The sequence below is a fragment of the Sphingomonas sp. UYAg733 genome, from assembly GCF_054057355.1.
The window spans coordinates 22,151-47,182 of sequence record NZ_JBSRZE010000004.1; the positions used below are offsets into that span (position 1 = coordinate 22,151).

The 25,032-nt window shown below is 60.8% G+C and carries 13 protein-coding genes; 2 read left to right on the forward strand and 11 right to left on the reverse strand.

Annotation, left to right across the window (positions count from 1 at the left end):
* Positions 1-76 precede the first annotated feature (76 nt).
* Positions 77-1,381, forward strand: coding sequence for an amidohydrolase family protein (locus tag ACVWZA_RS09205; RefSeq protein WP_457310901.1), 1,305 nt, complete (start codon positions 77-79; stop codon positions 1,379-1,381).
* Between the two features lie 58 nt (positions 1,382-1,439).
* On the opposite strand, the gene ACVWZA_RS09210 is transcribed toward ACVWZA_RS09205, so the two are convergent.
* From ACVWZA_RS09210 to ACVWZA_RS09225, 4 genes are all read right to left on the reverse strand, one after another.
* Positions 1,440-2,558, reverse strand: a complete 1,119-nt coding sequence (locus ACVWZA_RS09210) for a heme-binding beta-barrel domain-containing protein (RefSeq protein ID WP_457310902.1) — start codon at positions 2,556-2,558, stop codon at positions 1,440-1,442.
* A gap of 269 nt (positions 2,559-2,827) precedes the next feature.
* The gene (locus ACVWZA_RS09215) at positions 2,828-3,058 is read right to left on the reverse strand and encodes a hypothetical protein (protein WP_457310903.1); all 231 of its coding nucleotides are present in this window, start codon (positions 3,056-3,058) and stop codon (positions 2,828-2,830) included.
* Between the two features lie 183 nt (positions 3,059-3,241).
* A complete protein-coding gene (locus ACVWZA_RS09220; protein WP_457310904.1) occupies positions 3,242-4,627 on the reverse strand; it encodes a glycoside hydrolase family 47 protein in 1,386 nt (461 codons plus the stop codon).
* A gap of 62 nt (positions 4,628-4,689) precedes the next feature.
* Positions 4,690-6,330 (reverse strand): NAD(P)/FAD-dependent oxidoreductase, encoded by a 1,641-nt coding sequence (locus ACVWZA_RS09225; RefSeq protein WP_457310905.1) that lies wholly within the window; start codon positions 6,328-6,330, stop codon positions 4,690-4,692.
* Between the two features lie 146 nt (positions 6,331-6,476).
* On the opposite strand from ACVWZA_RS09225, the gene ACVWZA_RS09230 reads away from it, so the two are divergent.
* On the forward strand, positions 6,477-7,787 hold the full coding sequence (locus ACVWZA_RS09230; protein ID WP_457310906.1) for a hypothetical protein: 1,311 nt from the start codon (positions 6,477-6,479) through the stop codon (positions 7,785-7,787).
* Positions 7,788-7,799: 12 nt separating this feature from the next.
* Here the strand turns inward: ACVWZA_RS09230 and ACVWZA_RS09235 are convergent, their stop codons facing one another.
* From ACVWZA_RS09235 to ACVWZA_RS09265, 7 genes are all read right to left on the reverse strand, one after another.
* On the reverse strand, positions 7,800-7,976 hold the full coding sequence (locus tag ACVWZA_RS09235; RefSeq protein WP_457310907.1) for a hypothetical protein: 177 nt from the start codon (positions 7,974-7,976) through the stop codon (positions 7,800-7,802).
* A gap of 534 nt (positions 7,977-8,510) precedes the next feature.
* Positions 8,511-18,107: a calcium-binding protein gene (locus ACVWZA_RS09240; RefSeq protein ID WP_457310908.1), complete on the reverse strand. Its 9,597-nt coding sequence runs from the start codon at positions 18,105-18,107 to the stop codon at positions 8,511-8,513.
* Between the two features lie 27 nt (positions 18,108-18,134).
* Positions 18,135-18,668, reverse strand: a complete 534-nt coding sequence (locus ACVWZA_RS09245) for a hypothetical protein (protein WP_457310909.1) — start codon at positions 18,666-18,668, stop codon at positions 18,135-18,137.
* A gap of 210 nt (positions 18,669-18,878) precedes the next feature.
* Positions 18,879-20,273 (reverse strand): HlyD family type I secretion periplasmic adaptor subunit, encoded by a 1,395-nt coding sequence (locus tag ACVWZA_RS09250; RefSeq protein WP_457310910.1) that lies wholly within the window; start codon positions 20,271-20,273, stop codon positions 18,879-18,881.
* A complete protein-coding gene (locus ACVWZA_RS09255; RefSeq protein WP_457310911.1) occupies positions 20,270-22,423 on the reverse strand; it encodes a type I secretion system permease/ATPase in 2,154 nt (717 codons plus the stop codon). The genes ACVWZA_RS09250 and ACVWZA_RS09255 overlap by 4 nt, the downstream gene beginning before the upstream one ends.
* Before the next feature lie 717 nt (positions 22,424-23,140).
* Positions 23,141-23,968, reverse strand: a complete 828-nt coding sequence (locus tag ACVWZA_RS09260) for an IS5 family transposase (protein WP_457310912.1) — start codon at positions 23,966-23,968, stop codon at positions 23,141-23,143.
* Between the two features lie 171 nt (positions 23,969-24,139).
* Positions 24,140-25,024, reverse strand: coding sequence for a hypothetical protein (locus ACVWZA_RS09265; RefSeq protein ID WP_457310913.1), 885 nt, complete (start codon positions 25,022-25,024; stop codon positions 24,140-24,142).
* Positions 25,025-25,032: the final 8 nt, after the last annotated feature.

Sequence of the window (25,032 nt, forward strand, 5' to 3'; positions counted from 1 at the left end):
CCAGTAGCCCGCCCAGTCGAGATTGCCACCGCGGGTCAGCCATGCCACCCCTCGCCTGATATATAAGGGGCGCATCATGACACGGCGATTGGCGACTTTGGGTATCGCGGGGGTCGCGCTTTTATCGGTGCCCGCGCTGGCGAAGGATGTCGTGATCCATGCCGGCACGCTGATCGATGGCAATGGCGCGACGCCGGCACATCAGGTTTCGATCCTGATCCGCGACGATCGAATCATCAGCGTGCAGCCGGGCTATCAGTCCCCGGCCGGCGCGGAGATCATCGATCTGTCCACCGCCACGGTGTTGCCCGGCTTTATCGACGCGCATGTCCATATTTCCGCCAAGCTGCCGAGCGGCGCCAACGCCACCGAGGACTGGCTCACCCATTCCGATCTCGACCGGGCGTTCGACGGGGCGATGTTCGCGCGCCAGATGCTGCAACAGGGCTTCACCAGTGCGCGGGATGTCGGGGGTGGCGACGATACCGTCGCGGTGCGCGACGCGATCGACAGCGGCAAGATCGAGGGACCACGGCTATGGGTGTCGCTCGAACCGCTCGGCCCGACCGCGGGGCATGGCGACCCGCGCAGTGGACTGGACGGCAATCTCACCCATGCGGGATGGGACAACGGGATTGTCGATACGCCCGAACAGGCGCGCATCCGCGTGCGCGAACATCAGCGCCGTGGAGCGAACCTGATCAAGATCATGCCGTCCGGCGGCATCGCCTCGACCGGTGACGACCCGCATCAGCAGCTCATGACCAACGACGAGATGAAGACCGCGGTGGAGACCGCCCATGCGCTTGGCATGAAGGTGGCGGCACATATCTACCCTGCGGGCGCGATCGAGAACGCTGTTCGCGCCGGGGTGGATTCGGTCGAGCACGGGTCGTTCGCCAAGGCGGCAACCTTCGCGCTGATGAAGCAGCGCGGCACTTATCTCGTGCCCACATTGACGGTGTACGAGGTTTTCTACGCGACCGCGCGCGATCACCCGGAACTGCTCCGACCCGGCACGGCTGCCAAGGAACTGGCGAACGATCTACTGCCCAAGAAGAACCTGCCGCTGGCGATCAGGTCGGGGGTCAAGATCGCCTATGGCACCGATCTTGGCGAAGGCGATCACGCGATGGAGTTCGGCTTGCTGATCGGCAACGGGATGGCGCCGATCGACGCCGTGTTCGCGGCAACGCGCAACGCGGCGGACCTGATCGGCGCGGGGGATCTGATCGGATCGGTGCAAACCGGTCGCTATGCCGATATCGTCGCGGTTGCGGGCGATCCGCTGAAGGACCCTGCTCAGTTCGGGCAGGTGCAGTTCGTGATGAAGGGCGGTACTGTCTATCGTCTGAATGGGGCGCGAACCGCCGTTCGATGATACGCTTTCGCCGCCACGTACAAGAGGTGGTGCAGATCGGTCGAATGGCGACTGTCGATTAGCGGCCATTCATTTTTTCAGTGGGGCGCAGCATGCTCGCTGAAACGATGTCATCCATGACGATCACGTCAGGTCGTGCATCGATCAAACCATTGCCCCGACGACCCGCTCTGCCAATGAACTCTATCCGATATCTGTGTCCGGAGAAGAACTCTGGTGCCGCACGACTTCCCGCTAACCATTGTAACCGCGCTCTTGTCGTGCCGTCTGCGCTAAGGTCGTAAATCGTGTTCGAGGCGTCACCGTCGGCGCGAAAACCGCCGCCCATTGCGAAATCATTCCACTCGCCCCTGAACTTTTGCGGCTTCCCCAGTGGCAGGCAATTACGATCGTCAAGCGATTGGTCAATGTAGCCTATTTCCGGCTGCCACGTCCGAACCGAGCATGGGTTTTCCCGGAGACGATGATCCAGCCACCAGCTCTTAACCGCGATACCTGTGGCGAATGCCGCAGTGCATAACGCGATCGAACCAGCAAGATGCAGTTTGGTCATAACTTCCAGCTTACGGGCTAAGGCGGCTGCTATCCACCCAATTTCCGTCACGCCGCAGGCATTTGCGTAACCCGCTCTCTTCGCCGCAACGATCTGAAACCACGGATTGGGTTTGGCCCTCTCCACCCGCAGCAGCGTGTTCCCATCGCGGTGCGCGAAGGGTTCGCTTCGCCCGTGCACGGTCAGCATGGTGCCTGTGATGTAGCTCCAGCTGCCATTCGGGTTGAAGGTCACGTCGATCTGATAACGGTCGGTGCGGAAGGCGTATTCGAGAAAGGCGGTCGAGCAGATGCCGTATTCGGTCTGGCCGCGCTCGGCGACCGGCGACAAATGATCGGCATCGGCGCTTGCCTGACCCGAGGCGATCGCGACCTGGCCGCGCGGATTGGCGACGGTCTGCAGGATCAGGCCGGTCGTCGGCTCCCAGAGCCAATAACCGATCTGATCGTGGAAAGTGATGTCCTCTTCCTCGGTCGTGATGTGGATATGGTAACGCAAGCCATAGAAGAGCTGCCGCCCGTTGGCCTGCGGATCGATCGGTTCGAAAACGATGCGCTCGATGAAGGTGCGACGCTCCGGCCCATCGGCCTTGGGATGAGATCGACACCCTTGCGCACCTCCCATGTACCGGCGAGCCGACGCAGCGGGCCGAGATTGGCGAGCGTATCGAGGTCGGCATCGCTCGGTTCGGTGAAAACGTCGTCGGGAAAGATGGGCGTGGTTCGGCCTTTCGATTCTCCGGGAGCTTATGGTCCGCAGAGGCGGTCGCCCAGGTCCGAGCGATATCCGGCTGCATGCCGGCTCGATTCAGATCGCCGTTCAATGTGGGCATGCCCGCTTTCCGGCGGAGGTGCCCCGCGTGATGGCAAAGCCCCATCGGCCGACCATTTGAATCAGCTGACTCGGAACCGGAAAACCATGACTTCCGCCCCCGCCATTTCCCGATATTCCCGCAAAGCGCCCGCAAAATTCCCGTGCAGACCCGCCGATTTTCCCGCAGTTTTTCCCGCAGCTTCCCGCAGAACGCTCAAAAAAAGCTGTTCCCGCAGAAATTCCCGCAGCTGCGGGAAGGCGGCATCCCAATTGCGTCGCATCGAAAGCGCTTCGGCTCGAAACAAAGCCATTCCGCCGATTCAATCTCGCCCGTCTCGCCGCTAGCACAGCCCTTGACGGCACCCTTGCCCACCGCCGTCTCGCTCTTTGACATGACGAATAACAACATGCCGCGCCGCTGCGTGAGCACTCTGCTTCGCTGACGGCCAGGCGATGACGCGAGACGGACGACGGAAAGCGTGGCTATCCCGGCGCTACGCCCCGCGGCGGAAGCCGAGCAACACATTGCCTTCGGTGGTGAGATAGTTGCGTTTATAGTCGAACCGTTTGGTGTTCGAGAACATCAGATAATAATATTTCATCTGTTCGGACCACCAATAGCCGGGGCAATGATCGGCCTGGCGCTTGGGATCGCTGGTGATGTCGGCGAGGTCGGTATAGCCGTATTCGGCCTTGTTCCAGCGCTTCATCGCGAGGAAATGGGTGCGGGCAACTTCGCGCCAGCGTGGGTTGCGATCGAGCAGCCACAGGTTGAACGCGGCATCGGCGAGTTCGGGGCGCAGCGCGTTGCCGACCGCGATCGGCTTGCCGGCGGCATAGTCATAGCCCTCGGGCAGCACGCCGAAACGATCCTGTAGCGCGGCCCAGCTTTCGGTGAGCGCCGCACCCTCTTTCATCGCACCCCCCTGCGCGAGCAGCCCGCCATAAAAGGAAGCGAGTTCGTCCTGTTCGGCGTTGATCACCTTGCCGGTTTCGAAATCGACATCGGCAATCCATAACTTGCCGTCGCGCCATTGCTGCTGATGGCGCAGGATCGCCGCGGTGCAGACTTGGTACATTTGGCGGCATTCCCCGTCGCCGAACAATTGCCAGCTGTCCCACAGATATTCGTAATAGCTGTCGGCATAGGAACCGACTGTCGCGCGGCGGTCGAGCCATTCCCCGGTGCGTGCGTCGATCTTGACCGCGAGCAGATCGAGCTTCGAGCGTTTCTCGAACAGCGTGATCATCGCGCGCCGGGTCACGTCATGATAGCGCGGGTCACCGGTCAGCCGGCTGAGCGTGCCCCATTCGGGCAGAAAGGTGCCGATCTCGGCCGGATTGGTTTCCGCGTCACGCACCGCCCCGGTCTTGAGGTTGATGAAGCGATAGGGGAAACCGGTCGGCGTATCGAACGCCGGCAGCAAGCGGTCGGCAAGGTCCCGCGCCTTGGCGACCAGCACCGCATCGCCGCTGGCATGATGCGCCGAGAGCAGCCCGCCAACAAGGCGGATCGAGGTTTCGAATACCGACACCTCGCCATCGACGTCGAAATCGGCATTGGCTTTTACCCAGTCGACCCCGTCCTGAAAGCGGCTGTCGAGACCCATCACCCATAATGTGTCGAGCGCCTCGATCAGGGTCAGGCCGAGATGATGGGCCTTGAGCGGAAAGCTGGAATTGGTGGCGCTGACCGGCTTGATCTCGTCCTTGCCCCAGGCATGCTGGCGATAAAGATCCCAGGCCCATGTCATCTCGATCTTTACGTCGTCACCAAGCGCCTTCCAGTCGCGCGAGGGCGCCGACGCCACTGCGCGGCGTGCGTTCGCGCCGAACAGCGCCGCCGCGCCCGCCATCATTCCCCGCCTGCCGATCCGCATGTCGTGCGCTCCCATGGAATGCGTGCTTAGCCGCGAAAATGGTGGCCCGACAATGCGACGCCTCAGCGGTTCAGCGGAATGGGCGCGCCGGTCAGGCTCGACGCGACCGCCTCTGCGATCTTGATGCCGTCGACCGCCGCCGAGAGGATGCCGCCGGCATAACCGGCGCCTTCGCCGGCGGGGAAAAGGCCGACGGTGTTGAGGCTTTGCAGGTCGCCGCCGCGCGTGAAACGCACCGGCGATGAGGTGCGCGTCTCCACCCCCGTAAGGATCACATCGGGATGGTCGTAGCCCGGAATCTGGCGGCCGAACACCGGCAGCGCCTCGCGCATCGCGGTCACCGCGAACTCCGGCAGGCATTCGGCAAGGTCAGTCATGTGCACGCCGGGACGGTAGGACGGAATCACCTGACCCAGTGCGGTGGAGGGGCGACCGGCGAGGAAATCGCCCAAGCGCTGCGCGGGCGCCTTGTAGGTCGATCCGCCCGCGACATAAGCGCGCGATTCCCAATGGCGTTGCAGCGCGACCCCGGCGAGGGGGTCGCCGGGATAGTCGCGCGCCGGGTCGATCGCCACGACCAGCCCGGAATTGGCATTGCGTTCGTTACGCGAATATTGGCTCATGCCGTTGGTCGCGACACGCCCTTCCTCCGACGTCGCGGCGACGACGGTGCCACCGGGACACATGCAGAAGCTGTAGACGGTGCGGTCGTTCTTGCAGTGGTGCGAGAGGCTGTAATCGGCCGCGCCGAGGATCGGATGCCCGGCGCTGGCGCCGAAGCGCGCGGTATCGATCCAGGATTGCGGATGTTCGATGCGCACGCCGATCGAGAAGGGCTTGGCCTGGACATGGACGCCGGCGGCGTGGAGCATGGCGAAGGTATCGCGCGCGCTGTGGCCGATCGCGAGCACGACATGGTCGGCCTCAAGATATTCACCATTGTGGAGGTGCAGGCCACGCACTTTCCGCGCGCCGTCGGCATCGGTGGCGATGTCGATGCCGTCGACACGATGTTCGAAACGATATTCGCCGCCGAGCGCCTCGATCGTCTCGCGCATGCTTTCGACCATGGTGACGAGGCGGAAGGTGCCGATATGCGGATGCGCTTCGGTCAGGATCTCCTCGGGCGCGCCGGCCTTGACGAATTCGGTCAGCACCTTGCGGTCGAGATGGCGCGGATCCTTGATCCGGCTGTAGAGCTTGCCGTCGGAAAAAGTGCCTGCCCCGCCTTCGCCGAACTGCACGTTGGATTCGGGGTTGAGCACGCTGCGCCGCCACAGGCCCCAGGTATCCTTGGTGCGCTCGCGCACCACCTTGCCACGATCGAGGATGATCGGGCGGAAGCCCATCTGGGCGAGGATCAGGCCGGCGAACAGGCCGCATGGGCCCGCGCCGATGACCACCGGGCGGAGCGCGGTGCCGCCCTCCGGCGCCTTGGCGACGAAATGGTAACGCGTGTCGGGCGTGCGCTGGACGTTGCGATCCTTTTTGAAGCGGGCGAGAACGCCGGATTCGTCCTTCACGTTCACATCGACCGAATAGACCAGCGTGATGTTGGTCTTGTCGCGGGCGTCATGGGCACGGCGTGCGACGACGTGGCGGACCAGTTCGCGCGGCGTGATGCGCAGCCGCTTGCAGATCGCGGCGGGAAGCGCCTCGTCCGGGTGGTGCAGGGGTAAGGCCAGTTCGGTGAGGCGGAGCATGGTGGCGCTTTAGCGAGGGGGAACGCGGGGCGCCATCTCCCCGCCGTTCACACTGGATTTCAACGCGTAGATGTTTGGTGATGGGTGAACAGCAACAGCACGCGGCGTGGCTCGCCAAGCGATTGCGGTGATGATAGCGGGAGGGCGTGCTGAGGTTGATATTCGGGGTGCTGCTGACGGCGGCGATGGCGGTGTCCACCGGACCAGCCTTCGCTCAGACGCAACCGTCGCCGCCGGTCATCAGTAATGCTCCCCTGCCCCCGCCCTCACCCCCGCCAGCCCCGGCGATCATGGAAACCCCGGCCGACGCGATCGCGCGCGATGCCGCCGAATATGCGAAGCAGTTCGGCGTACCGGTCGCCGAGGCGGTGCGCCGGTTGACCGCGCAGGAGGAAAGCGTCGCGGCGACCGACCGGATCGAGGAGATGTACCGCGACCGGCTCGCGGGCATCGCGATCGAGCACAAGCCGGCCTATCGCATCCTGGTCTATCTGACCGGCGACGTGCCGGTTGCCGCGATGGGCGTGCGTGCGGGCGGCACCACCGTGCCGATCATATTTCGCACCGGCGCGAAGGTGACGCGCGACCGGGTGATCTGGGCGATGACCTGGCACCAGGCGGAAATACGCGCGGCACTGCCGAGCCCGCCGAGCATGGGGCTCGACCCGCGCACCGGCGAGCTGGTGGTGATCGTCGGCGGCGCCAATGCGGCCGCGGGGGCGGATGCACTCAAGGCCAAATTCGAGGGAATCGCGGGCGTGCCGGTGCGCATCCGCATGGTCAACCAGGTTGATGTCAATCTCGACGTGGCGGGCGGCTCACGGGTCGACGGGGTCAGCCCGGTCGATGGCAAGCGCTATCTGTGCACCACCGGCTTCAATGTCAGTGATGGTCAGAAGCAAGGCGTGACGACCGCCGCGCACTGCCTCGACGCGCTATCCTATCGCGACCCGCAGCACGGCGTGGTGTCGCTCGATTTCATCGCCCAATGGGGCTGGGGGTATCGCGACCTGCAGATCAACGGCAGCACAGGCCCCCTGCCCGCCTTGTTCTACGCGGATACGGCCAAGACGCGGCTGCGGCCGGTGACCGGGCAGCGTACCCGCGCCGCGACGCGGGCGGGAGATTTCGTGTGCCATCGCGGCGAGCGCACCGGTTTTAGTTGTGCGCTGGTCGAACTGACCGATTTCGCGCCGGCCGGCGACATTTGCGGCGGCGCGTGTCTGCCGACCTGGGTCACCGTATCGGGGCCGACGTGCAAGGGCGGCGACAGCGGATCACCAGTGTTCAGCGGCACCACCGCATTCGGCATATTGAAAGGCGGCAGCTATCGCCGCGACGGCAGCTGCGCATTCTATTTCTACATGTCGGTCGATTATCTGCCGCCGGGCTGGTCGCTGCTGCGCGCCGATCCGGTCGGTGTACCAGCCGGCGCACCGGCGCGCGGCGCGCGATAGGTCAGGTGCGGATCAGGCGCATTCGCGCAATTCGAGGGCACGAGTCGCCAGCTTGACCGCCTCGTCGATAAGTTCGGCCGCATCGGCGGTCGATCGGCTGCCGATGGCGATGGTCAGGCAATTGCTCGCCTCCTTCGACAATCGATAGGATCGAGTCAGTTGTTTGGTGGGTGCGTCGGGACTTTTCATCGGCGATATAAGCATCAGCGGGTCAATTGGTTGCGTTGTCTGGCCGCAATATCGACCAGCCCGCCGCGCACGCGAGCGAGTGCGGGACGAACCGGGATTATCGCAAGGCGAAGGGCCACAGGCCGGAGTGTTGCGCGAATTCGCCGTCGCTCGATGCATATCTGTGTGGAGTTGGAGCGGGTGAAGGGAACACGCCATGAACGCCAATGGCTCGTTGCAATGGCATAATGAGGCAGTAAGGCAGCCTACCTCTCGGCTACCTTTGCACTCAATGCCGGTAACTCGACCAGCTTTGCGGTATCTCAAAGGTTGTCAGGAGGTGCTCGTCCTAGGACGGCGGGATGATTGGTCAGTGCCCTTCGACCTCCACATTGGAACGTTCGCTACCGGTGCAGCCAAGTGTCTTCGCTGATAGCAGATACCCAATGCGCCGCGCGATGCTCGATTAGGGTCGGCATCACCCATCGTTATATTTCCGTTCCGCCCCACCCGATCAGGGTGGCGGACATCTGCCATTCAACCGATACGGTCTCCTCAAAACGCGGAGACGCTTGCCTGTATCTGCGGCCCGGTTGCCGAACGATGGTGTGCCGCGAGCCAAGTCTCGCCGAATTTATTGCCGTCCGGCTGGCCCATCGTCCAATCCGACGCCGAACCAGGTACGAACGCAGCAATCTGTTCGGAGAGTTGCGCCGCCGCCTGCAGGTGGCCGAAAGGTGTCCGGGGCAGTTCTGGATCGAACAAGGACGAGATCGGCACGACCAGCCGTGGCGACTGCAATAGAGTCACGACGTCGCGCGGCAAGTGCCGATCGTGCCCCTTCCCCTCGCCGGATAGCACCGCGTTCTCCGGCGCCGGCGCGACCGAAACCGAATAACTCAAACCGGCGTCGGCGAACTGGGACACACTGCCATCGGCGCGCTCGACCGTGCCGGTGTTCACGACGATATTGGTGTTCCACTCCCACGACCGATTGACCGCTGCACCCGCGAGATCGATTGCGGATATGCCGAGATCGCTCAGGCGTCGAAGCTCGCCCGGTTGACTCACGCCGTCGGCATTTACGTCTTGCCAAGCGCGGAAGTCGGCAAAAGTCGTATCGGCCGCCGAAAGTTTTCCATCGCCATTGCTGTCGAACGCCGACACACCATCCAGATCGGACTTCGCACCTGCCTTGTCGCCCGCGAACGAGAGCTCGTTGGCCGAATCGATGAGTCCGTCATGGTTGCGGTCCAACGCCAAGAAAGCGTCACCTTGCCCGATCCAACCGGTACGATCGGCCACCCCGTCGCCGTTCCAGTCAAAGCGGGTGGTGGACTGGGCAAGACTGACGAGCGACACGCCATTGCCATCGAGGTCAAGGACGATCGGCAGCGCGAGCGACGCTGTATCGTCGCTGAACTGCGCTTGCTCGACCTGGAGGAGCGTGTCCGTTCCGTCGTCGCCGTCGGTCGAAGGGTCGCCATCGACGATCGAGACATAGCCGTTATAGGTACTGAGCGAATAACTGGCCATGGTCCCGGCATATTGGGCGGTGTCGAAGCCGTCGCCGCCATATAGGAAGTCGGAACCGCCGCCGCCTTCCAGACTGTCGTCGCCATCGGCCCCTTCGAGATAGTCGTCGCCAGCCAGGCCGCGGATCACGTCGTTTCCGCCGTTGCCGTACAGGTTTTCGGGACGATCGGTTCCGACGATCAGGTCGTCGCCGGCCGTACCGAGCGGCGGGAGGTCGGCAACCTGGATGGTGACGTCATCACCGGCAAAATACAAAGTTTCGACGTTGCGCAGCGAGTCAAAATCGCCGGGACCGACGCCACTCCACGCGGAAAGCGACCCGTCCTGTTCGCGGCTAAGTTTATAGTCCGTTGACGATCCGGCGAAGTTCACCTGATCGGCGCCGTCACCGCCATCGACGATATCCCAATCGCCGGCGCCGCTGGTGATGACATCGTCGCCACCCTGACCGAAGAGCAGATCGGAGTCGCTGGAGCCGGCAATCGTGTCGTTGCCGGCCGTGCCGAGGGCCGGAAGGTCGGCGGTCCCGATCACCCGGTGGTCACCCGCGAAATAGAGCGTTTCGACGTTGGTCAGAACGTCCCGCCCTCCACCGCTCCAAGTGTCGCTGACCACCACCGATCCCTCGGGGGTCAGGCCCATCTGGTAGTGGCTCGAAGGACCATCGAACTGCGCCCGGTCATTGCCCATACCACCGTCGATGACGTCGTCGCCGTCTCCGCCGCCCAGCAGATCGTTGCCGTCCGAGCCGGAAATGGTGTCGTTCCCGTCATAGCCGAACAGCACGTCCGAACCGGCGGTGCCGCTCAGCGTATCGTCACTCGACGTCCCCTGCGTAGGCAAATCGGCGACCTGGATTGTGACGTTGTCACCGGCGAAATAGACCGATTCCACATTTTGATAGAGATCGGAACCCTCGGCGCCGGTCGCATCGACCACGGCAACATTCCCATATTCGTCAAGGCTTACCCAGAAGTCGGTCGACGACCCCACATAGCGAGCCTGATCGACCCCATCTCCGCCATCGGCAAAGTCATTGCCCGCCCCGCCGGTGAACTGGTCGTTGCCGCCCAACCCGTAAAGGATGTCATCGCGAACCGAGCCGGTAATCACGTCGTTTGCTTCGGTCCCCAACGCCGGCACGCTCGTCACGGCGACATCATCGTCGCTGAATCTCAGGATCTCGATGCCGGTCAGCGTGTCGACGCCTTCGGCACCGGTCTTGTCTTCGACCGTTAGCGAGCCGTCTGGATTGCGCGAGATCCAATAGTCGGCCGCATCGCCGTTGTAGATTGCGGTGTCCGTACCGCCGTAACCGTTAATCGTGTCGAAGCCCGCGCCGCCGCTAAAGGTCTCATCGGCCACCGTTCCTTCGAGCTGATCGTTATATTCGGTGCCGTCCACACGGCGCACGATCGTGTCCGAGAACGGATCGATGATCGTACCGTCGTCGAGAACGATGCGCTCGATGCCGCGGACAATATCGGTGAGCGAATAGGTCGCACCGCTGCCGCCGCCATCACCCTCGCCGTCGAGCGACGTCCTCCCAAGCGGGCCACGGTCACCCCATCCCCCATCCTCCCAGCTGTCGCGATTGCCGTCGAACCGGCTCAGGAAATCGTTGGCAAGCAAGTCGACCAGATATTGCGAATCGACGGTGATGACTTCACCGGTCGATTTGATCGTTATACGCAGTGCATCGTACGGAAGGTCGGTCGATGCCGTCTCGATTCGAGCAAGTTCGATGTCGTCCGCTGTGACGCCGCTCAGGCGAAGCGTATCCGTGCCGTCGTAGCGGCCGCCCTTATCTTTGATATGATCGTTGCCGTCGCCGGGCGACCATTGGTACGTGTCAGAGCCGGCCCCGCCATTGAGGTTGTCGTCGCCCAGTCCACCGGTCAGGAGGTCATCGCCATCCCCCCCGCTCAAGGTGTCGTAGCCATTGCCGCCATCCAGCGTGTCATTGCCTTCCTGGCTCTCTAGCAAATCGTCGCCGTCAAGACCGCTCATCGTTTCCGCCCAGCGCGACCCCCACAGATAGTTCGACCCTGCATCCCCCGTGTTGGGAAGCTGCTCGTAAATTTGTTGGCGCGTAAGCTGTGATCCGCCTGCAAATTCGATGGCACGAAGTCCTGTTTCGTTGAATATCCGCGTCTGCGTTCCGTCAGGCAACGTCTGGAGATAAGAAGAGGTGGGAGCGACTTGGTTGACGATTGTAATGGTTTCGTCGCCAATCGTCAGCAGCAGATCGTTGCCGCTCCGCACCAGTAGCGCCTCGCTCGGCTCAACATCATCGAGGACCAGTATTCCCGCGCCCTCGATCTGCGTTAGCCGATCATTCCCGTCGCCCTTGGCCCAATGGACTTCATCGTGAGCGGTGATGCCAAAGATGCGATCATCACCGTTACCGCCGCGAATGATGCCGCCGCCGACATCGCTTGAGAAAAGGATATCAGCATTCTCGGTACCGTAAACGCCGGCATGTGCTGCAATGTCTGTCGGGTTCCAGACGGTCCCGTCGTCGAAGCGCACCTGCTCGAGCGCTGAGACGGCGGGCATCCATGACTGCTCGTGATAGGCGCGTTTGACAATCACCGCCCCGTCGTGCCCCGCGAAGCGGAATACGAGGTCGAGCGGAGCGGTGTGGGTGACATCGTCGCCGCCCCAATCGTGATAGGCGTGCTCCAACGATACGATAACATCCGCGGGATTAATGCCGTGCAGTTCGAGCGTATCGAGGTCCGGGTCCTGATTGTTCTGCTCTGCAGCGTATATCTGATCGATCGTCAGGAAGCCGTCACCGGCATGGTAACGGAAGGTGTCGGATCCGCCCCACGGCGTCACAACGTCGTTGTTCCCTCCCTTGGCATCAAAGATTTCGTTGTTGGGACCGAAAAGCCCTTGGAGGTCGTCGCTCGCTGATGTGCCTAGCACGGTGATGTGGGAAAGGACGTCGTCGGGCGACCAGCGCGAACCATCGGCGAATTCGACGAACGGCGTTCGGCTCCCCTCGGCAAACGTGATGGTTTCGCCCGTCGAGTTGATCAGGAAATAATATTGAAGTGGCCCGAACGAGTTCGGAGGATTGTTCTCGACCACTGTCACATCGTCGGCGTTCACGCCGAGCCGAATGATGCTGAGATCGGTCAGATCCTCAATACTGTCGTGACCGTCGCCAGGATTGAACACGATGACATCGTGTCCGCCACCTGAATGAATGACGTCGTCGCCAAGGCCTCCTTCGATCGTTTCGCTGAGTCCGGTGCCTTCGATCGAGTCGTCCATGTTGGTCGCGGCGAGGGTATCGTCCTGACCGAACAATACAGTCTGCCGAACGAGTTCATCTTGCGTCCAGCGCTCGCCGTTGTCGAACAGGATGCGCTCGATATTGCCGCCAAGAAACTGATCGACCAGACGGACCGAACCCTGCTCGGGAATGCCGAACGACAGCACAGCGTCGTTGCCGTCGCGTGTGACCGTAACGTCGGATGTCGCGATCCCGTGAAGCAGGACGACATCGCGCTCGTAGGCTGTTCCACCATCGTGGATGGTATCGTCCCCGTCTCCGGGATTGTAGACATAGGTGTCGTTGCCGAGTGCGCCCGACAGATCGTCATCGCCACCCATGCCGGTGATCGTATCGCTGAAACTCGCGACGCCAAGGATCGTGTCGTTGCCGCTCGTGCCAGTTGTGGGCGCAAGCAGAGCGGCAATGTCGTTGCTCGTCAGCGACGAGCCATCATCGAAAGTAATTGTCGCTGGGAGCGCCCCAAAGATTCCGTTCAGTTTTATCGAACCGGGGTCGATGCCTCCCACTTGGATGATCAGCGACTGCCGATCATCGGCAAAGCCGTAGGTCACGTTCGCGGCGTCGATTCCGACAAGAGCAACATTCGTTTCGGGACCGGGTTCGATGACATCGTCGCCGTCACCAGCTCTATAGATGATGTTCGATGCAAAACGAATGATGTCGTCGCCGTGTCCGCCAGTGACTTGCCCGCTCCACGCCTCGATCACGTCGTCGCCTTCGCCGCCGTCGATGACACCGGGCCCATCATTGTGGATGTAGTCGTTGCCACCGAGCCCATTGATGACGTCGCCGTTGCCGGACCCAAGCAGCCGGTCGTCGCCGGATGTCGCGCTGGTCTCGGCAATGTGTTTGATGACGTCGCCTAGAGAGACCGTCGATCCATCGGCGAAAATCAAGCCCCCCGACAGCACCGAGCCGTAGCTAAGTTCGTCGCCACCTGGACCGACGGTGAGACGGATAGAACCGCCTTCGGGTCGATTGACGGTAATGAGGAGATCGACATTGGCGCCGTTTATCGTCGAAAACGAAACGTCGGAAGGCATCAAATCATCAAAGTACAGGGTGTTTACGCCGGCGAGATCCTGGCCGTCGATGATCGTGTCATTCCCGTCGCCAAGCCGATAGCGGTACGTATCCTGACCGCTCAGGCCTTCGAGAATATCATCTCCTTTGCCACCGATGAGCTCGTCCTGCCCGCCATAATAACCGTCGGTGTTGTAGGGTGCAGGAGTTCCGATGATATGATCGTCGCCGTCAGTTGCCTGACCGCTGATCATCTTCAGTTTGATGGTATGCGGGTTCCACACTGTCCCATCATCAAATCGAACTTCGTCAATGCCAATATCGTTGTCGCCACCGAGGACCGTGATGCCGCCCGGCTGCGCACCGCCGAAGATATAGGTGAGTCCGTATCCAAGACCATTTTTGTGGATCGTCACATCGTCAGGCGAAATGCCATGAAGCTCGAGTACTTCGAAATCGGCAATCGGATTGGTAAAAGCGGAATAGGCGTCGTTCTGCTGGATATCGATGACGTCGTTACCATCGCCTGCGGTGTAGCTATACGTATCGTCGCCAGAATTCCCCACGAGCGTATCGTCGCCGAGGCCTCCGGTAATACGATCATTGCCGCTTCCGCCATCGATATGGTCGTCCCCGCCGAGGCCGTTCAGCACGTCATCGAAGCGGGTTCCCGTAATGATATCCGCGTCGTTCGATGGCGCCGTTCCCAAGCTGAGGCTTGCGAGATCGCCCGCAGTCGCACGATCGCCATTCGCGAACACGATCTCCTCGATCCCATTACCGGCCAGCTGACCCGCCAGGGTGATCGAACCACCATCCGCAAACGTAAGGACGATGTCGTCCGCGTTACTTGCGCTGACGGAAACATCGACATCGGCTCGATTGATGCCGACGAGCAACAGTCGATCGACCGGGCGATCACGCGGTGCGACATCCTCGCCATCGGCTGTCTCGTTGATCGCATCGTTGCCATCTCCGAGGGAATATTCGTAATTGTCGGCGAATGTGCCGCCGTTTAGCGTGTCATCGCCCGCGCCGCCCATGAACATATTTGGCTTGTCTGGTGCCGCCGACAGATAGTCGTCCCCACTCGTGCCAATCTGGATTGGATGATCCACGCCGTGCAGACGGTCGGTCGCGAACTCGATAAGCGCAGCATCCGTCACGCCGCCAAGCTGAAGACCGGCCCCAAAGTCGGATTCTACCGCATTCCAAGCATAGCCATAGAAAAATGGCCCCGGCGGTTGCTCAAGGCTCCGGGCAAGCGGAGCAACGGCTTCAAAATATTTCAGCGGATCAGACACCTGCGCGGCCGACAGACCCATGCCGTACCCGATTTCTTTGCCACTGGTGTAGAAGAAGTCACGGTCGGCACGGTAGTGCGAACCGTTATAGAGCCCCGCATACCATCCCGTCATCGTTGCGTTAGCGTCAATGCCCAACAGGCCTTCGCTTGTCGCGAGCTGAGTAGCGAAGCGGAAGAGCAAATTATCGACCGCTTTGTCGAACGCGTCTTCGATTATCGGGCCCCAAGTCGGGGAGGACGCGCCGCCGACAAGTGTGCCATCCGCCTGTCGCAAGAACGGCGACACGACGCCAGTATTTTGCAGGAAAGCAACGTGCTGAGCATTGGCATATTGGCCGGACGAATACGGATCGATCGTGTCAACACCGGCCCAGCGGAGCAACACCGTCTCGAAAGCGTCGCGGAACTCGGTCGAATTCAGATCGCGAGCGCCGGTTACCAATCCTTGGATTTCACCGAGAAGTGTCGCGTCGGCAGCCGCAGCGCCGCGAAGCGTGCCGGCGATGCCCGCAACCGTCAGTTCGGGCAGATCGTAAACGACGTCGGGATAATCCGCGTCGCCAGCTTCCGTCGCGGTCGCCTGACTGAATTGCAGATAAGCCGCCGCGATCTCTCGTGTGGAACCGTTAGCGAGCGTGTAGCTGCCACTGAAGGCAAGAAGGTTGTTGTTTGAAGAATGATCAACGGGTTGCGCGTTCAGCGAGATCGACGTGATCCCGTAATCGGAAATCGACGTCAGTTCTCCGGTATCGGTGTCGCCATCGACGTCCGCGTCACGCCAGATTTTTAGCGTGGACCAGATGTCGTCGCTCGCGTTGATCAGGCCATCGTGATTTGAATCGTTCTCGGCAAGCACCGTAAAACCATCGACCGACTGGGTGCCGAACAGTTCGTTCAGACCAGTGATGCGGCCATCGCCGTTCAAGTCACGGGCAAGCAGCCCATCATTTGCATCTACCCAGCCAACGCGATCGGCCAGCCCGTCTTGGTTCAAATCGAAATAGACGGGAGGTCCATCGATCGGCGTAAGCTTCACGCCGTCACCGTTCAGATCGAGAACGAGTGGATCAGTGCCCGTTGGCGGCTTGTTCGTATCGCTAGGGCTTAGGGGCTCTGTTGCAGCGACCGTCTTCAGATTGATCCCGGCTTCACCTTGGTCAAAGCCTGTGATCGTCATATGGGCACTGCCCTTGCGGACAATCAGCGTTTTCGTGGCCTCATCATAATCGTAGTGTATATCGGTAGCGTAGTCGTAGTACGACCCCGTTAGGCTGGTCGTTCCGGTGGACGTCTTGCGACTGCCACCGGACAGCAGCGGATCATCCGAGTCGCTCGTCCGGAAGTGGATTTGATCTCCGGCATCGGGGTCGATAACCGTATCGTTGATCCCGCCATACAGAATGTCTGCGCCTGCTCCCCCGTTTAGTTCGTCAGCTTCGTTCGTGTCGTCATCGCCATAGATCTTGTCGACGCCATCGTCACCGAACAGTTTGTCCGCGCCAGATCCACCCTTGATCTCGTCGCCCAGATCCCCGCCATGAATTTCATTGGTACTTGCACCGCCCTTGAGCTGGTCTGCAAATTTACTCCCGGTGATGCGCTCGGCATTCTGAACCAGCATGCCGCGGTTGCCGGCGTTTTTTGCGGCAACGAATGCGCCTGCCCCCAACGCCGATGAGGCTGTTGTATTTAAGTCGACTTTTGCAGCCTCATTCAGCCCGGAGAGATCGATCAGGTCGCCGATCTCCGTCTCGCTGGAGCCGTCTTTCAGATCGACGGAATACAGGCCGCCATGTTGATCCGTACCTGCGACGAGCGAGGAACTGAGCTTGTCGATCTTCAGCGTATCGACAGCGCTAGTGCCGACGATCTTCTCGATCGAAATCAGCGTGTCGTTGGCCCCGTCCCGGCCCTCGTCGTGCACGAACACGGCATTGGAAAAGTGTGGCTCGTCCTGAAACGTTTGGTCTACGGACGCACTACCGACCGATATCTTGATGCCTTTCGTCAAATCCTCGGTTGCGTTCTGAGCCGAATAATCGGCAGTATCCACACCGTCGTCGTCCAACGCTTTCGGCGTGAACCCTGAATAGGCGCGATAATCTCCCCCGTTGAGGAAATCGTTTCCTTTCCCGCCCGCGAGCCTGTCGTCACCGTTGCCGCCAAAAAGCCGGTCTCGCCCCTCCCCGCCATAGAGTTCGTCGTTGCCTTCTACGCCTGCGAGAAAGTCGTCACCTGCGTCGCCATACAACTTGTCGTTACCGCCGACGATATCCTCGCGACCTTCGCCGTATATATAGTCATTCCCGCCGCCGCCATGGTATTCGTTTACGCCACCGTATCCGATCAGAAGATCATTGCTTGCTACGAAGTTATTCATATCGGTATTTTTGGTGTCGAGAGAGATTCCTCGGTAATTTACCACACCACCTTTGTCCACAATAGCGATGTTAATTGCGTTTGATTCTGAATATTGGCGCCCAATCTTCAGCACCCCGCCCAGATCATTGCCCGGGTAGGATAACTGTTCTGGATAGCCCAGTTCGGCAAATGCGGGGTTGACCAACCTAACATTGTCTCCGGCAAAGTCGGTCGGTGTTAGCCGATCGAGAGCACCCTCTAACGCGTGACCGAGCTCGTGTGTCAGAGCGGTCACGAGATCATAGGCAACCGCCTCTCCAGTTGGAGTAATATAAGCGCCGTTGGTTAGCCGGGACGGATCGATGTTAAGCACGCCAGTACCGGCGGTACTAATAATGGCACCCGTGGTGGCATCTGATGTGATTAGGACTTGACCCTCGAATGCCCCTGAGACGTAGTTAAAATCTATGGAGGCGTGCGTCGCGAGCCAAGTATCGATCCAACCTCGGGCTATGGCCGAATGCTCATAGATGCGCTTGAGCGCTTGGTTCATATCACCAGCGTTCAATCCGGTTCCAAAATTCATCTTGTCCTTGACGCTGTTATAGTCAGGCATATTTACCTCCCGAACAAAGAAGAGATGTTATTTCGTTACGGAGTATAGTTTGAATCGATCCGCAGTTTTGGCTTCTTCGTATTCTATGACTAACTGCTTTTTTTTAAGGTTTGCCCAAATAAATCCACATCGAACATCTCTGTCATCGGGAATCATACATAACTTATCGTCGGCTATCGACCAACGGCCGCGAGTCAGTTCAGACACGAGGGACATTTTTGATTCCGACCATCTCCCATCGACCTGAAAGGACATGCTTGAATCCGAAACACCCTGTGTTCCGATCGATGCTGCAGAAAGAGTTATGCCAGCAATGGAGTCGAAAAGTTCGAAGGCTTGCAATCGCCGAAAGCCCATCTTTTCAGGGGAGAAATCGCTCGTACCGGCGGCGGTGCGTGGGTTCGATTCACTCATTTTAATAGCCCCTTCGCTTTGAGCGCTTGTGCAGGCGCAAGCAATTAGCGCCAACGGCAGGGCAAATGCGGGCAACAGCGATAAACGAAATGAAGTGTGGCGATCACCAAGTTCGGTCCCATAAACGGTCGTTTCCTGATCGGACATAAGTTTCGTCGCCCTCCCAATGCTGATTCCGCACTTTACGGAAACATCGGCGCTTCAGTCTACAAGCCGCCCCAAGAGACTCGGGGCCCGTTTCCAGTTTGGGTAGGCTGCCCCTATTCCGAGCCGATCGCAACAGGTCAGCCTCATTATAATGCTTTACGTTACAATAACTTCAGCCATTTTGAACTCATTCCGTCGCGACCCCGCGCGCTAGCGCTCTCTACCGGCTTCCTGCGACGCTTGGTCGATCGGGCTCAGCAAATAGGACAGGATACTTCGCCGGCCAGTTCTGATATCGGCCGTGATCTGCATTCCGACCACTACCTTCACGCTCCCCGATCGCAACCCCGCTTGGCTCGCATCAATCGTTATCCTCGCCGGGTATAATAGCCCCAGCTTCTCGTCTTCGACTGCGTCTGACCCGATACTTTCGACGCGGCCCTTAAAAGTACCGTATCGTGTGAACGGAAACGCTTCGACCTTGACCGCGACCTCCTGACCGACGCGAATGAAACCCACGTCGCGATTGGAGATCTTCACTTCTGCAACCAGCGAGCCGCCTGTCGGCACGATAATCATGATCGGTTTGGCCGCTTCGACGACGCCGCCGACGGTGTGAACAATGAGCTGCGCAACCGTGCCATCGACCGGGCTAGCGAGAGTTTGCAAGCTCGACTTTTGTGTGGCCTTAGTCAGTTCCTCTCGACGCATTCGAGTGTCGGACTCAGCCTTGACCAAATTTCCCAGCACCCTCACTCTTGCTTCCGCGCTAGCCTGTTTGATCGCCCCATTGGCGGCGGCCATTTCGGCGGCGGCTTTGTCTGCAGTCTCAATCGCCGCGTCGCGATCACGCCCCGTCGACAGGCGTTGACGGCGCATTTCGATGACCCTGAGCTTGGAGACGTAGCCTTTTGCCAGCAGTTGTTCGTTCGCCGCAATCTGTTCGTCGAGCAGCGGTATCGTCTCCGTAAGCTTCGCCGCCTGGATTTGGGCCTCGCGCCTGGCTGCGCCAGCCGCATCGCGTCGCGCAACATTGGTCTGTGCCGTTGCGGTGATGTCGGCCAGTTCGGCGCGGGCCAATGCGACCTCAGTCGGAATGACCTCAGGCGGCGTGCCAGGCGGCGGCACAAATGTCAGGCTCCGGCCGTCCAGCGCTCCAAGGACCGCTCGAGCGCGCGCCGCATCCACCTCCGACGTTTCGAGTGCCTTTCGTGCCTGCGCGGTGTCGGCGGACGAGATAGTTGGATCGAGTTCGACCAGTGGCTGCCCGGCGCGCACGCGTTGGCCTTCCCGCACTAAAATGCGGTGTACGACGCCGGCTTCGGCCGGCTGGATCAGCTTTACACTGTCGGCCGGTATGAGCTTTCCCGGCGCCGAAGCGACCACGTCGATCTGGCCGAACACCAGCCAAGCGATCGTCGCAGCGAGCCCGATCATCAGAACCCAAGCTGTAATCCGGCCGGTCGGCGACACCGGCGTCTCGACAATTTCGAGCGCGGCCGGTAGGAACGCGGCCTCATCGCTCTTGAACACCGATGTCTTGCGCGACCGCTCGTCGGCGAGCGAATCGCGAACGACCTGCCAGTTGCGTGTGAGCATGTTCATGCCGGTATTGCGCCCGGTACGCCCATCTGGCGGCGGTGGAGTCCGGCATAGCGACCATTGGCGCGAAGCAACTCGTCATGCGTACCGATCTCGATAGTCTGCCCGCGTTCCAGCGTCACGATACGATCGCATTGCCGGATCGCCGACAGGCGGTGCGCGATGATCAGCACCGTCCGTCCGCGCGATATCGCTTTCAAATTCATCTGGATGATCTCTTCACTTTCGGCATCCAGCGCGCTGGTGGCTTCATCGAGGATCAGGATCCGCGGCCGGGTGACGAGCGCGCGGGCGATCGCAATTCTTTGCCGCTGGCCGCCCGAGAGATTGACGCCGCGTTCCTCGATCAACGTGTCGTATCCCTGCGCCAGCCCCAAGATGAACTCGTGTGCGCCGGACAGTTCAGCGGCGGCCATCACAGCTTCGAGCGGCATGGCAGGATTGGCGAGCGCAATGTTTTCCCGGATCGTGCGGTTGAACAGCAGGTTTTCCTGGAGCACCACGCCGATCTGGCGCCGCAGCCACGCCGGGTCGATCTGGGCGATATCGACGCCATCGATCAGGATGCGCCCCGACGCCGGCGTGTAGAGCCGCTGCAGCAACTTGGTCAGCGTCGATTTGCCCGATCCCGACGATCCGGCGACGCCCAAAGTCCCGCCCGCCGGGATATCGAGGTTGATGTCGTCGAGCGTCCAAGGTCCGTCCAGACCGTAACGGAACTTCACGCCGTCGAACCGGATCGCGCCCTTCAGTTGGGGCAAAGCGATGCGCGATCCCATCCCCGGCTCGACCGGCGAATTGAGCACGTCGCCCAGTCGCTCGATCGACAGCCGCACCTGCTGGAAGTCCTGCCACAGTTGCGCCATGCGAATGACCGGCCCCGACACGCGCTGCGCGAACATATTGAACGCGACCAGCCCGCCCACCGTCATCGCGCCCGCGATTACTTGGCCAGCACCAAAATAGAGGATCGCCGCCAAGCTGAGCTTGGAGATCAGCTGCACCGCCTGGCTGCCGGTATTGCCCAAATTGATCACGCGCTGGTTGGCGGCGCTGTAGCCGGCGAGCTGCCGCTCCCACCGCTCCTGCCATTGGGGCTCGACGGCGGCGGCCTTGACCGTCTGCATCCCCGATACGCTTTCGACGAGCAGCGCATTGTTGGCCGCACCCCGCTCGTACTTCTCGTTCAGGCGCGCGCGGAGCGGCTTGGTAACGAACAGCGAGACGCAGGCGTAGGCCGGGATGGTCAGCGCCACGACCCAGAACAGCGCCGGCGAATAGATCCACATCGCAATGAGGAACACAATCGTGAACGCCGGATCGACGAGTACCGATAACGAGGCGTTGGTCAGAAACTCGCGGATCGATTCCAGCTGGCGAACACGCGTGACGGTGTCGCCGACGCGTCGTGCTTCGAAGTAAGAGAGGGGCAGTCCCAGCAGATGCCGGAACAGCTTAGCACCTAGCTCGACGTCGAGTTTCTGGCTCGTCTCGGAGTACAGCCGCGTGCGCAGCCATCCGAATACAACTTCCCACACCGACACCGCGACTAACCCGACCGACAATACCTGAAGTGTCGCCAGCGTGTTGTGCACGAGTACCTTGTCGATCACGTTCTGGAAGAACAGCGGCGCGGCTAGCCCGAGGAGGTTCAACCCCAACGTGATCAGCAGTACCTCTCCGATCAACCGGCGATACCGAACAATCTGCGGAATGAACCAACTTATGTCGAAACGACCGGCGGCTCCGGCCACGCCTGCCCGCGTCGTGATGAGGACCAATGTACCGGACCAGATTTGCTCAACCGAAAGCCGATCTACGCGCTGAGCTGCGGCACCCGGGCGCTGGATGAGCACGCTGTCCTCGACGACGCGGCCTATGATGAACCAGCCATCCGGTCCTTCAGCCAGCGCAGGTAGAGGGGTGTGCGCCAGACGATCGAAGGACGTGACGATCGCTCGCGCACGGACCCCTTCCTGTCGCTTTGCCAAACGCAACAGATCGCCTGCCGATACTGGATTAAAATGACCAAGCGCATGGCGCAATTGGTCGGGATCGACGGCGACGCGATGCATCGCCAGCACGGTCGCAAAGGCAACCAGACCATTGTCCAACACAACGCGCTCGGGGGAAGCGTCGGGCTCGGTACTCACTACGCCACGCAGCTCCTAGGAAGCGGTTCTCTTTATCTCTCTTCGTTTGAAAGTGTGACATGAACCGGCGCCGCCGTCGATTGCAATCTAACCTCAGCGGCGCGATTATTGCGTTCAAATTGGTCGAATAAATGCAACGGCGAGCGGCTGAAGCTGCAACTTTGCCCTCAGGCTGCCCGATCCTACGTATTCAGGACCGGTGATCTTCGCCGCAATGAAGTGGTTTCGCATTACTCCGTCACCGCCGATCCAGTAATCAGGCGGCTGCGCGCTGGGCCGAATGCGCTAGGCGCACCCAGGTCGGCGGCCGATTCCGCCGCTGCTATCACGCCGAAGACACGCAGTACTTCGAGGGACCGAGCAACGTTTTGGGGACCCCGTGCATTGTCATTTTCCCGTCCCAGCGCTTCGCCCGCCACACCTCGAAGTCCCGAGCGACATCGTCGATGCCGAGCCGGGTGTGAGCAGCCTCGAAGCGAATGACATCGGCGCATTCCCGTCCGATGCTTGGAGGGCTGAATTCAGATCCGACCGAGAACACACAACTGAGACCAAGGAGCCGACCGCTGTTCATCATGCCGCGGCTATGGCGCATGTTTTTGCAGCGGTCGGCAGTGCGAGCGGCTATAAGGCGGCCTCGTCGCCTATCCGATCTCAGCCAGATCCAGCGGTAATCCATCCGTGCTGTGAAAATACTCCGAAAACTTAGAGCCCGACTCATAATTCGAGGTTGGCAATACGGCGCGTCATTCGCCTGATGGACGAGACGACGATCCATGCCTCGGACGATGCAATGGAGGCTTCCCAGTCTTTAGCCAGGCGACGGCACCGGTTCAGCCACGCCAGAGTGCGTTCGACGACCCAGCGCCGGGGTAGGACGACAAAGCCTGTCAGATCGGAGCGCCGGATGATTTCGATGGTCAGCCGATCGATGTGCGCGACCGCGGCTTCGAGTTTCTGCCCGGCATAGCCGCCATCGGCGAACAGCCTGGCAAGTGTCGGATACGCGTCGCAGGATCGCTCGATCAGGCCGGGTGCCCCGTCGCGGTCCTGAACATCGGCGCCATGCACCACGCCTTCGAGCATATTGCCGAGCGTGTCGGTCACGATGTGGCGTTTACGACCCTTGATCTTCTTGCCCGCGTCGTAGCCGCGCGGCCCACCCGCCTCGGTGGTTTTAACGGACTGGCTGTCGATGACGCCCGCGGTCGGCGCCGGCTCGCGACCTTCCGATACCCGCACCCATGCCACCAGCACTGCGTTGATGACATCGAGCAGGCCGTTGTCGCGCATCCGGTAGAAATGATACTGCACCGTCGTAAAGGGCGGGAAATCCTTGGGCAGTTGCGCCCATTGGCATCCTGTCGTGGCGATATACTGGATCGCATCCCACAGCGTCCGCGCCTTGTGCTTGCGCGGGCGTCCCACCTTGGTGGTTCGCCTCAATAATGGCCGGACAACAGCCCATTCTGCATCGGTGCAGTCGCTTGCATAGCGCAGCCCCCTTCTGTCATGCTCGCGCCGAGCGGTTTCAGTCCAGCCCATGTGATCCTCGTGGTCTTCGCAACACCCGGTGAATCACAAGCTACTGAAATCGTTCAACTCAATTTTCGGTCGGGCTCTTAGATCTGAAGGCTGTCAGTTTGGCGAACATGTGAATATCTGAGCAGCGTATCTGGAGTCGTTCAATTTCGCTCCAGATACGCCCATCTCAGTTCATGCTGCCTCGTCGTTCAACCACGGCGCTAAGATGATGGCGTCGTTGGCAGCCTGCGCAAGTTGCGCCCCGAAGCAGGCGTCACGCCGAGCCTGCAAGGTCGCAACATAACCGCGATCCGGCTTCAGCTCGCCGATCTGGCGCAGTAGCCGGTCTTCGGCTGCGTCAACCTCGGCCCGGTCATCGAACAACCGGCGCCAACGGATCAGCAGGCAGGCGCCAGTGATGACGTCGCCTTCGCAGATTTCGGCGACCAGGTTCCATTGGCCTTGCTCAATCAGCCTGGCGACCATGAACGGTGCGGCGGATATCTTGGCGGGAATATCGAGCGCGGCGGCATATTCGGCTTGATGGATCGGCTTCATCTTGAAGCCGCCTGTCAGCACACGCGCGAAATCGACGTGGTGTACCCGCCCGTCGCCGCCATACGCCATCCACCGCCAATCCTCCGGTAATGTCATTTTGTGACGCAGCACCGCGCCCAGCAACACTGGCAGGTCATGCATCGCCCCGCCCCATGATATCAGTTCCGTACCCTTGGGTGCGTCGTGGAGCACTTGCAGCACGCCGGCGATCACGGCCCGCTCGTCGTGATCCGGTGCGGAGAAGGTCTCGAACGCGGCGATCTCGACATTGCCGTCCGGATGTTCGGCAAGGCGCATCACCGAGGCCGTGACGACACGCTGAAAAACCCATCGCGGGGTCTTGAGCGGATCTTCATGCCGCTGATAGCCGCGGCGGCTGTGCTGGTCGTCCGGTCCGGGCGACCAGCGTTCCATCGCCTGGTATCGGCGGTGACCGACGTCATCCATGACGGCGGATTCGAGGTCGAGGATGATATAGCTGCGGGGGATACGCGGCTTGGCGGGAAGGTCGATCTTCATGGTAATTC